Origin of the sequence: uncultured Campylobacter sp. (genome assembly GCF_937949835.1) — a bacterium.
In the GTDB taxonomy this organism is placed as follows: Bacteria; Campylobacterota; Campylobacteria; order Campylobacterales; family Campylobacteraceae; genus Campylobacter_B.
Map to the genome: position 1 here is coordinate 1 of NZ_CALEDC010000293.1, position 9,666 is coordinate 9,666.

11 protein-coding genes and 1 tRNA gene are annotated in these 9,666 nt (G+C 46.8%); 3 read left to right on the plus strand and 9 right to left on the minus strand.

The genetic code is table 11. The annotated features are described in order from the left end of the window. The 4 genes from Q0256_RS06565 to Q0256_RS06580 all read right to left on the minus strand — a co-directional run. Window positions 1-921, minus strand: a 921-nt coding sequence (locus Q0256_RS06565) for a reverse transcriptase domain-containing protein (protein ID WP_297961393.1), incomplete at its 3' end; no start/stop codon positions are given. 133 nt (window positions 922-1,054) lie between these two features. After that, window positions 1,055-1,318 (minus strand): CRISPR system precrRNA processing endoribonuclease RAMP protein Cas6, encoded by a 264-nt coding sequence (cas6, locus tag Q0256_RS06570; protein ID WP_297961396.1) that lies wholly within the window; start codon window positions 1,316-1,318, stop codon window positions 1,055-1,057. Between the two features lie 22 nt (window positions 1,319-1,340). After that, the gene (locus Q0256_RS06575) at window positions 1,341-1,865 is read right to left on the minus strand and encodes a hypothetical protein (protein ID WP_297961399.1); all 525 of its coding nucleotides are present in this window, start codon (window positions 1,863-1,865) and stop codon (window positions 1,341-1,343) included. A gap of 261 nt (window positions 1,866-2,126) precedes the next feature. Continuing rightward, a tRNA-Met gene (locus tag Q0256_RS06580) sits at window positions 2,127-2,203 on the minus strand. A gap of 70 nt (window positions 2,204-2,273) precedes the next feature. On the opposite strand from Q0256_RS06580, the gene Q0256_RS06585 reads away from it, so the two are divergent. Beyond that, window positions 2,274-2,837 carry a LemA family protein gene (locus Q0256_RS06585; protein ID WP_297961402.1) on the plus strand — a complete coding sequence of 188 codons (564 nt, stop codon included), beginning with the start codon at window positions 2,274-2,276 and terminating at the stop codon, window positions 2,835-2,837. A 367-nt stretch (window positions 2,838-3,204) separates the two neighbouring features. Here Q0256_RS06585 and ybaK read toward each other — a convergent pair whose 3' ends face one another. Genes ybaK through Q0256_RS06600 form a run of 3 tightly spaced genes read right to left on the minus strand, consistent with a single transcriptional unit; the run spans window position 3,205 to window position 5,430 of the window. After that, on the minus strand, window positions 3,205-3,678 hold the full coding sequence (ybaK, locus tag Q0256_RS06590) for a Cys-tRNA(Pro) deacylase (RefSeq protein ID WP_297961405.1): 474 nt from the start codon (window positions 3,676-3,678) through the stop codon (window positions 3,205-3,207). Between the two features lie 19 nt (window positions 3,679-3,697). Then, a complete protein-coding gene (locus tag Q0256_RS06595) occupies window positions 3,698-4,459 on the minus strand; it encodes a pseudouridine synthase (RefSeq protein ID WP_297961423.1) in 762 nt (253 codons plus the stop codon). A gap of 8 nt (window positions 4,460-4,467) precedes the next feature. Continuing rightward, window positions 4,468-5,430 (minus strand): SIS domain-containing protein, encoded by a 963-nt coding sequence (locus Q0256_RS06600; RefSeq protein WP_297961408.1) that lies wholly within the window; start codon window positions 5,428-5,430, stop codon window positions 4,468-4,470. A gap of 186 nt (window positions 5,431-5,616) precedes the next feature. On the opposite strand from Q0256_RS06600, the gene Q0256_RS06605 reads away from it, so the two are divergent. Further along, on the plus strand, window positions 5,617-5,754 hold the full coding sequence (locus tag Q0256_RS06605; protein WP_297961411.1) for a hypothetical protein: 138 nt from the start codon (window positions 5,617-5,619) through the stop codon (window positions 5,752-5,754). A 13-nt stretch (window positions 5,755-5,767) separates the two neighbouring features. Here Q0256_RS06605 and Q0256_RS06610 read toward each other — a convergent pair whose 3' ends face one another. Both Q0256_RS06610 and rsmA read right to left on the minus strand, forming a co-directional pair. Next, on the minus strand, window positions 5,768-8,008 hold the full coding sequence (locus Q0256_RS06610) for a ribonuclease J (protein WP_297961414.1): 2,241 nt from the start codon (window positions 8,006-8,008) through the stop codon (window positions 5,768-5,770). Next, a complete protein-coding gene (gene rsmA, locus Q0256_RS06615; protein WP_297961417.1) occupies window positions 7,989-8,849 on the minus strand; it encodes a 16S rRNA (adenine(1518)-N(6)/adenine(1519)-N(6))-dimethyltransferase RsmA in 861 nt (286 codons plus the stop codon). The genes Q0256_RS06610 and rsmA overlap by 20 nt, the downstream gene beginning before the upstream one ends. A 91-nt stretch (window positions 8,850-8,940) precedes the next feature. Here rsmA and hisF point away from each other — a divergent pair. Then, window positions 8,941-9,666: HisA/HisF-related TIM barrel protein (gene hisF / locus Q0256_RS06620; RefSeq protein WP_297961420.1), on the plus strand; the 726-nt coding region annotated here is incomplete at its 3' end.

Below are 9,666 nucleotides of genomic sequence, written 5' to 3' on the forward strand. Positions count from 1 at the left end.
TAAATTTTCTACGCTTTGGCTTATCACCTGCTTTTTGGCAGAAGTCGAGAGCTTGGCAAGAATGCGCTTAAATTTTTCCTCGCCGATACTTAAATTTGCGCCCTTAAAGCTTACGCCCAAAAAGACAAATTCGCTATCTTTGCCGTGAATGGAGGTTTTGGCTTCGTTTAGAGATAAGCTTATGGTTTTTAAAAAATCTTTCAGGCGCGCGAGCCCTCTCTCGGCGGCTTCATATGAAACAAAAAACATAACGAAATCATCGGCGTATCTTACGAACTCGATACCGCTTTGCTCTAAAAATTTATCCATTTGATTTAGGTAGATATTTGAGAGTAGCGGGCTTAGGACGTCACCTTGATGAACGCCTTTTGCGTGAGCGCGGTAATCAAAGCGTTCGAAAATTCCGTTTTTGATCCAAAGCTCAATGAGCCTAATGATGCGAGCGTCACGGATATTTGCGCATAAAATTTCAAGCAATTTTTCGTGATCGATATTTTCAAAAAAATCTTTGATGTCGGTTTTGACGGCGAAGCTAAAAATTTGAAGAAAATCACGGGCGCGAAAGATCGCGTTAGCATAGGATTTGCCGTTTCGATAAGCATAAGAGCGGTTTGAAAAGCTTTTATCAAAATAGCCTGAAAGCTCGCGAGTGAGGATATTTTGCGCAAATTTATCTTTTAGCGAGGGCACGGCGAGCTTGCGAAGCTCGTCTTTGGTTTCTTTTGGGATAAATGCTCGTTTTAAGGGCTGCGGCGAATATGAAAGGCTAAAAATTTCGCTCTTTAGCTCAGTATAAAATACGTCCGAACAAATATCTTCCGCGCTAAGCCCGTCAAGCCCCAAAGCCGTGCGCTTTAGCCTTTTTAGAGCATATTCAAAGGCGCCTGCGGTAAAAATATCCTCTAAACTTAGATCAAACATAACGCCTCCTTGTTATTGCATTTAGCTAGTAAATATCGCGCAAAACGCGCCGATACCGTAATCTGCGGCGAAATTTATTCGCTCCTCGACTCGCGGCAAAATTTGAATTCCACATCGCAATCCACGGCGAAATTTAAATCCGCTCTGCCCTTATCTTGCCTAGTCCAAAAACCGTGCTTTTGCCGACCCCGGTAATTTGAGCGAGTTGCAAAAGCTTTACCGAGCGCTCATCAAGCCCGAAAACTCGCATCTGTCCGATCACGCCGCCAAATTGCATTTTGGTGTGCTGGCGGTTTGAGTAGCGATTGATGTCGTAAAAGTGCAAATCCTGCTCGAAGCGGCAGAATTTTACCTCGAATTTATCTATAGCCTTGCCCGTTATGTTCTCAAATCTCATAGCGATTTGGCGAATAAAGGACTTAAAGTCGATCTCGCGGCGGACGAGGACGTTTTTTTTGCTTTATACGAAGCGGGGTAAGAAGCGAAATTTCATAATCGCCCGCAGCAAAATCTGGCGTGAAATTTAGCGCTTGCGTATTTGAAAGCAGAAATTTAGACTCTACGATTTCGCCGTTTAGAGTAAAATTTGAAAATTTAAACTTGCGTCTACTTACCTCAAGTCCGATTTCTTGCATATTTGCAATAGCGATAGCGACGTAAGGCAGGTAGCGCGCGGCATGCTCGAAAAGTAAAATTTTAAAATCAAAGCTCTTTTGATTAAGATTAATATCGAGCCTAAAATTTGGCGTATCGGATACATTTTCAAAAAATTCATTATATGCACATTTGCCGGAGATATCGCACTTCTCGCAGTTTGCACTTACGAAAGGACAGCTCGCCTTTTTAAGAGCATATCCAAAAACACCCCTGATCGCCGATCCGATAAAAGGATGCGAGGGCTTTAAATCGATACCGCAAACGCCTAGCTCTAAATATTTAAGCATGAATGACCTTTTGTATTTTTGAGAAAATTATACTATAAAATGAGCTTTTGCATTTTAAGGCGGGCGAAATATATTTATAATTATGAGCATTTAATGAGGAATTTAACACAGTAAAATTATTTAAAATTTGATCGTTTCGCGGATTTTTCTTGCAAAATAAATTTTATGCTTTTGCTAATTTTCATTATTTTACAAGTATAAGTAAGATATAATCTCGAACTTTTTTGAGGCGCCGTTGCGCTCTTAAAGGTAATTTGAAGATGGTGTCAAGAGAGAGACTTGAACTCTCGACCTCCGGCTTATGAGACCAGCGCTCTAACCAGCTGAGCTACCTTGACACGCGAAAAGAAATAGCAAGTATAGCTAAATATTCTTATTTTTAATTGAAACACTTTAAAAGGAGAGAAAATGAATGCGGCTTTGATTTTATTAGTCGTCATAGTTTTGTTAGTTTTGGCGTTAGTGGGCGTTTATAACTCGTTCATAGCCAAGCGCAACCAGGTGCGAAACATCGCTTCCACCGTCGATACACAGCTTAAAAAGCGCTACGACCTCATCCCAAATTTAGTTAGCGCCACGCGAGAATATATGAGCCACGAAAACGCCGTGCTAACGCGCGTTAGCGAACTTCGCTCGCAAGCGATTAATGCGGCTTCTAACGCGGACAAATTCAAGCTAAATAGTGAAATTTCGGCTCTTTTAGGACAGATCCGCATTGCGGTAGAGGCGTATCCAAACCTGAAAGCTAACGAATCGTTTGCCAAGCTACAAAACGCGTTAGGCGAGTGCGAGGAGCAGATCAGTGCCGCACGCCGCGCTTATAACGGCGCCGTTACGGTCTATAATAACGCTTGCGAGATGTTTCCTACTAACATCATCGCTAACGTTTTTAACTTTGCTAAAGCGGAATTTTTCGCCGCTAGCGAGCAAGAAAAGCAAGCCCCGAACGTCTCTGAGCTTTTCAAAAAATAGGCGCGAGACGTAGAAAATTTGCGATGAAATTTTAAAATTTCATCGCAAATGGCTCCAAACGCCGCGAGTCTAAATTTATAGTGAATAAAACAGATCGCACGCAAAGCATGCGCTTTTAAAATAGGCTTGCTTGCTTAGTTCCCCGCGTGCTCGTCATCTCGTTTGAGATATTTTGCGGCGCGCGGTACTTGGAATTTTAACAATAAAATTTTATGAAATTAATTTGATTTGTATTTTTTGCCAGGTAGCGGATCGTTTTGACAAGCGGTGAAACAAGAAATTTAAAAATCTAAATTTGGGATATAAATTTTGTTTGGCTCGCCGTAGGTGTTTTACTTACAAAAGCGGCAGCAAAAGTAACGCTGCGTTAGTCATGCGTTATTTTGCAAATTTGCGCTTCAGTGGCAGTTACGAGGTCCTTAGGCGCAAGAGTGATCTGTTTTCCGCGCACGCCTGCGCTAACGTAAATTTTCTCCTGCGTTAGCGCTCGCTCGTCGATGAAGGTGCGGAAGTGTTTTTTCATCCCAAGCGGCGAGCAGCCGCCCCTGACGTAGCCCGTGACCTTTTGCAAATCCTTCAAATCCATCAGCTCGCAACGTTTCGCGCCGCAGATGTGCGCGAGCGCCTTGAGATCTAGATTTAGATCGCCTTGCAGGCAGGCTACGATGTATTCGTGATCCGCCGTGCAAACTATCGTTTTATAGACCCGCTCGATCGGCTCGCTCACGCTATTTGCCACGTGTACCGCGTCTAAATTTAAAGGATCAACCGCGTATTCTTTAATCTCATAAGGGATTTTCAGACCGTCCAGTACGCGTGCGGCGTTTGTTTTTGAGCTCATTTCGCCTCTTTTCTTAAATTTAATAGCGGATTTTGTTTTCTTTCAAAAAATCACGCAGGTCTTCGTATTCGCTCTGATCGAAATAGCGCCATTTGCCGGGTTTTAACATCCCAAGAGTTATTCTTCCGAATGCCGTGCGCTTAAGCTCCACGACATCCAGATCAAAATAGCCGAAAAATCTACGCAGCTCGCGATTTTGCCCCTCGTTAATGATCGCCTTTATCTTCGTATAACCGCCGCTGCTAGGCATTATGCGGTAGCCCAAAAAGGGTTTAAATTCCATCGATTTGATCTTGCTTTTAGCGTGCGCGCCTTTGCTCGCATCTGCGGCGAAAAAGCCTTCGCGGATCGCCGTTACCAACTCATCCCCCACCTCGCCTTTTACCTTTAGATAGTACTCTCGCTCGATGTCGCTGTTCATCAGCGCCGTAGCGATCGCGGGCGCATCGGTTAATAGCAAAAGCCCTTCGCTTGCAAAATCCAAACGCCCGACGCTAACAAATCTGCTAAAGCCCTCCGGCAAGCTATCGTAAATCGTCCGCCTGCCGCGATCATCCTTTTTAGTAACTAACTCGCCTTTGCGTTTGTTATAAACGATCATCGTAAATTCCGTCTTGGGCTTGATAAGGCGCGAGCCGATGCGGATCTTCTCCTCGCCGCTAACCTCTATAAAATCGCTAACGACGCGACCGTTAATGCTAACCTTGCCCTGCTTGATCAGTTCGTCCGCCTCACGGCGTGAGTAGCCGGTGTTATGGGAGATAAATTTATTCAGACGCATCTTTTGTATCATTTTAGCCCCAAACTCGTTAGATCATGAATATGCAAGATCCCCGCAGGCACGCCATTTTCGACTACGGGTAGGACCTGGATTTTAAATTGCTCGATCAAATTTAACGCGTCTATTGCGAGCATATTTTTGTCGTCCAGCATTTTAGGGTTTTTGGTGGCATATTTTAGCGCATCGCCATTGATATCGAAGTCCTCTCGCATCAGCGCGCGGCGCAGATCGCCGTCGCTTAAGATCGCCTCGAGCGCGCCTTTTTCGTTCACTAACAAAACGGTGCCGAGCTTTCCGTGCGTCATAACGTCGATAGCTTGTTTTAGGCTGGCGTTACGGTTTGCGACGGGCAAATTTTTACTTTGCATCACATCTTTTACTTTGACGAAAAGTCGCTTACCGAGGCTGCCGCCGGGATGAAAATTTGCAAAATCCTCTTTGCCGAATCTACGCTGCCTCATCAAACAGATCGCTAACGCATCTCCTAACGCAAGTGTTAGCGTCGTAGAAACCGTAGGCGCAGCGCCTAGCGGGCAGGCCTCTTTGACGATATTTAGGCTTATGAACTCATCGCTAACCTTGCCGAGCGAGCTGTTTTTATCGCGCGCCATCGCGATGATCTTCACGCCGAAGCGTTTGAGGTGTGGCAGAATTCTAACCAGCTCCTCGCTCTCGCCGCTAAAGCTGATCGCAAGCACCATGTCGTCTTTGCCGATCATACCCAGATCGCCGTGCAGCGCCTCGGTAGGGTGGACGAAAAACGACGGCGTGCCGGTGCTGGCAAGCGTCGCAGCGATCTTAACGCCTATGTGGCCGCTCTTACCCACGCCGGTGACGATTACCTTGCCTTTGCAAGCTAGGATCAAGTTTACGGCTCGCTCAATTTCGCCGCCGATAAGATCCGCATGCCGCAAAAGCTCCGCTCCTTCGAGCCTTAGCACCTCTCGTGCCGTATCTAAAATTTCACTCATTCAACCTTCTTTTTAAAATTTGCCTTCATTTTGTGCCTCTTTGCGCCGCGCCTAAATTTGCGCTAGCCGAAATTTCGCACCTTTGAAATTTGCGTCATAAAATTTTAATCCGCGAAATTCTGCGCCGCTTCGTTCGTATAGCTGCGGGCTTGTTAGACGCTTTTTAAATTTCGCTTTACGCCGAAATTGCGCTTAAAATTTTACTCGCCGCTTTTAAATTCCAACGCTGCAAAGCCCGCTTACGTCGTAAAATTCGGTACTCTACGCCCGCAAAATAAAATTTCATGCACCTACGACACCGCAAAGCAAGCCTTAAATCCATAAAATTTAGCCGCGCTTACATCAAATAAATCACCGGCACAATGGTCGGATATTTTTTGATCTTTCTAAAAATATGCTTTCGCACGGCCTGGCGAATCTTGCCCTCCAGCGCCCAGTGATCGAGCAAAATTTCATCTTTTAAATTTGCCAAAAACTGCTCGATGATGCCCTGCATCTCCTTGGTAAAGTGCGCCGTTTGATTATCGGCGACGAGCCCGTAGGTGATGACGCGCGTCTGGATGAGCCTCTTTTCGTTTTTATCGATCTGCGCGATGATGACCGCGACGCCCGCATCGGCTAAATTTTGGCGGTGTTTGACGATCTCGTCGGAGATCTGCTTGTTGATCTGGTTGTCGATGAAGACCTTGCCCGTCTTGACGGTCTTGACGCGCTTTAGATATTTTTCGCAAACCTCCATCTGATCGCCGTCGTTCATCAAATAGATATTTTTCTCCTCTATGCCGCACTCCATCGCGGTCTCTTTGTGTTTTACGATGTGGTTGTACTCGCCGTGCACGGGTAGGAAAAATTTCGGCTTTATTAGGCGCAGCATGAGTTTTTGCTCCTCGATCGAGGCGTGCCCGCTTACGTGTATCTCGCTGAAGTCCTGATACGCGACCTTTGCGCCGCTTTTTAGCAGGTAGTTAAGCACAGTTGAGACGCTGCTTTCGTTGCCGGGGATCGCTTTGGCGCTGATGATTACCTGATCGGTGGATTTGATTTTAATGTATTTGTGCTCGTCCGTCGCCATACGGTACAGCGCACTCATCGTCTCGCCCTGCGAGCCGGTAGTTACAATCAAAACCTCATTATCCGGGTATTTTGAGACCTGATCGGCATCGACGAAGATCTTTTTATCTAAATTTACGTAGCCGAGCTCCATCGCGGTAAATAAATTTCGCTCCATGCTTCGCCCGATGACGCAAACCTTGCGGCCGTATTTTACGCCGCGCTCTATAGCCTGATATACGCGGTGGATGTTTGAGCTGAAGGTACTCATTATCACGCGTCCCTTACAGCTTGAAAATATCGTATCAAAGGTCTTTCCTACCGAGCTTTCGGACTTTGTGATCCCCTCTTTGTGCGAGTTTGTGCTATCGCTCATCAAAAGCATAACGCCGCGATCGCCGTAATACGCAAGGCGGTTCAGATCGGTCGGATAGCCGTCAATCGGCGTGTGGTCGATCTTAAAATCGCCCGTGTGGATGATCGTGCCCGCCTTCGTCGTGATCGCAAGCGCGCTTGCATCGATAATCGAGTGCGTTATGTGGATAAACTCGACCTCAAAATCGCCGATCTGATAGAGCTGGCGCTTCTGCACGGGGCGGAAGTAGCTACGCTCGGCTTTGAGGCCGTGCTCTTCAAATTTATTGCTTATCATCCCCAAAGGAAGCGGCGTAGCGTAGATCGGAAATTGAAATTCTTTGAAAAAATATGGCATCGCGCCGATATGATCCTCATGCGCGTGGGTGATAATGATGCCTTTGATCTTGTTTTTTATCTTGCGAACATAATCGAAGTCGGGGATTAAAATGTCCACGCCAAGCATACTCTCCTCCGGAAAGCTCATGCCCACATCGACGATGATCGCACTCGTATTGGTCTCAAAAACGGTCATATTCGCGCCGATCTCGCCCAGTCCGCCAAGCGGCGTGATACGCACCGTCTCATCGCTGCGATTAGCGTCTTTAAGCGGGTGCAGGCGCTCCTCGTGGATCAGCTTGTTTTGCGCGATTGCCTCTTCCATCGCCTTTTGCCACGGCTCGTTGCCCGTGAGGCTCTTTGGCATATTTGAGCGCTTTTTATGCTTTTTCTTTTTCTGCGAATCCGAAGAGTTCGTATCGTCTGCAGCGCTAGGATTTGCGCCTTTTGCGCTGCTGCTATTTGATTTTGCACGACCGTCGCGGTTTAAATTTGAACCGCCCGCGCCGTTTTCGTTGCTTTTTGGGTATGCGCCGCCGAAATGCGCACCATTCGCGCCGTTTGAATGCGCGGCGTTTGAACCGCCATTTGACGCGCCGCCCACAGAATTCGATCCGTTGCGAGAGCCGTTTTTTGAACCCTTTGAACGAGCGGAATTTTGCCCGTTTTTCGCGCCTTTATTTTTGCGAGAGCCATTTTCATGCTCGCCGCCGAATCCTGCGCCGCCCGCAGAGCCTTCGCTTGCGATAGATTTTTTTAGATTTTCCTTGCGTTTTTTATAGCGATTGCTTTTTTTGAGTCGTTCGACGCCGTTTTCATTTCTGTTTTCTTCCATCTTTTACCTTTAAATTTTTAAAAATTTCTAAAAAAAGGGTGGAATTTAACTCGTGCGCCCGAACTGTGGGCGGAATTTTCAAATTTAAAAAGATCTCTTCGGCTAAGCCTCTATCAAATTTTGCGCTTAAATTTTTAATAAGCGTCTTTCGCGGCGCGCTGAAAGATACGCGCAAAAAGCTTTTAAATTTCTCGTATTCATCGAGATTTTGAAAGCGAGCGCAACTTTTTACGCCGAGAGTCTCCGCGCTTTCCTCGGCACCGGGCTTGAAATTTTTGCCCTTTACGAGCCTGATCACCGACGAAGTTACCTTCGGCGCAGGCTCGAAGCAGCCAGGCTCAACGTCGAATATAAGCTCGCAACCGCCCGCGAGATCGGCTAGGATCGAAAGAGCGCTAAAATCGCTCTGCCCGGCTCTAGCGCAGAATTTTAAAGCGACCTCCTTTTGGATCATCACCAAAAATCCGCTGCACAACTCATCGTCGATCGCCTGCAAAATTATCTTTGTAGCGACGTAGTAGGGCAAATTTGCGACCAAAAAATATTCGCCGCAGCCAAGACCCCGCTGCTGCCAAATCCGCAAAGCATCGCCCAAAACGAGCTCAAGCTCGCCGCTAGCGATCTGCTGCGCAAATTTAGCGCTTAAAATTTGATATAAATCTTCATCTATCTCGAAACTTTTTAATCTGTAAAATTCCAAAAGCTTACGAGTTAAATCACCTAAGCCAGCCCCGATTTCAACGACATTCTGTACGCTCTCGGGAATCGCTTGGATGATCTTGCTTAAAACGGCTTCGTCTTTTAAAAAATTTTGCCCGAACTCTTTTTTCGCCCTAATCATCGCGAGAGTCTAGCCAAATTTTACTTATAAAGTCATTATGTTAAGTAAAATTTGGCTAAAATCATAAAAAATTTTATTCTAAAGGGCTGCTTTGAATAGATTTGCAAAACGCATAATCCCGTGCCTAGACGTCAAAGACGGACGAGTAGTAAAGGGCGTAAATTTCGTAGGTCTCGTGGATGCGGGCGATCCGGTGCAGGTCGCCAAACGCTACAACGAGGAGGGTGCGGACGAGCTGTGCTTCCTCGACATCACGGCGTCGCATCTGGGGCGCGATACGATCGTGGACGTCGTAGAGCGGGTCGCGCGCGAGCTTTTTATCCCGCTGACCGTGGGCGGCGGCATCCGCACGATCGATGATATCTCGCGTCTGTTAAACGTCGGCTGCGATAAAATCAGCCTCAACTCAGCCGCGATCAAAAATCCAAATTTGATAGACGAAGCGGCGAATAAATTCGGCTCGCAGTGCGTCGTAGTTGCGATCGATGCGAAACGAAATTCGAATGAAATTTCAAGCGGTAATTTATGCGGCGCGACACGGAATTTGAACGCAAATTTACGCAACGAAGCACAGAATTTTAGAGAGACTTCACGCAGCGCGCAGGATGAAATTTTAGCCGGAAACGGCGAGCTTTGCGGCTATAGTGTGTTTATAAACGGCGGTAGGCTGGATACCGGCAGGGATGCGCTTGTTTGGGCGAAAGAGGCGCAGGAGCGCGAACGCGAACGGCTCCTCGCTTTGATGAAGGAGCTGGTGGTGTGGGAGAACACGACGAACGAGGAGGTGTTGGGCCGCGCCCGGGAGGAGATCCGAAGG

What these genes read in the sequence shown, in the direction of transcription:
- Q0256_RS06600 (WP_297961408.1), bottom strand. Translation starts at nt 5,430, where the DNA reads ATGAGTGAAATTTTAGATACGGCACGAGAGGTGCTAAGGCTCGAAGGA.
- Q0256_RS06610 (WP_297961414.1), bottom strand. Translation starts at nt 8,008, where the DNA reads ATGGAAGAAAACAGAAATGAAAACGGCGTCGAACGACTCAAAAAAAGC.
- Q0256_RS06585 (WP_297961402.1), top strand. Translation starts at nt 2,274, where the DNA reads ATGAATGCGGCTTTGATTTTATTAGTCGTCATAGTTTTGTTAGTTTTG.
- ybaK (WP_297961405.1), bottom strand. Translation starts at nt 3,678, where the DNA reads ATGAGCTCAAAAACAAACGCCGCACGCGTACTGGACGGTCTGAAAATC.
- Q0256_RS06575 (WP_297961399.1), bottom strand. Translation starts at nt 1,865, where the DNA reads ATGCTTAAATATTTAGAGCTAGGCGTTTGCGGTATCGATTTAAAGCCC.
- cas6 (WP_297961396.1), bottom strand. Translation starts at nt 1,318, where the DNA reads ATGAGATTTGAGAACATAACGGGCAAGGCTATAGATAAATTCGAGGTA.
- Q0256_RS06595 (WP_297961423.1), bottom strand. Translation starts at nt 4,459, where the DNA reads ATGCGTCTGAATAAATTTATCTCCCATAACACCGGCTACTCACGCCGT.
- rsmA (WP_297961417.1), bottom strand. Translation starts at nt 8,849, where the DNA reads ATGATTAGGGCGAAAAAAGAGTTCGGGCAAAATTTTTTAAAAGACGAA.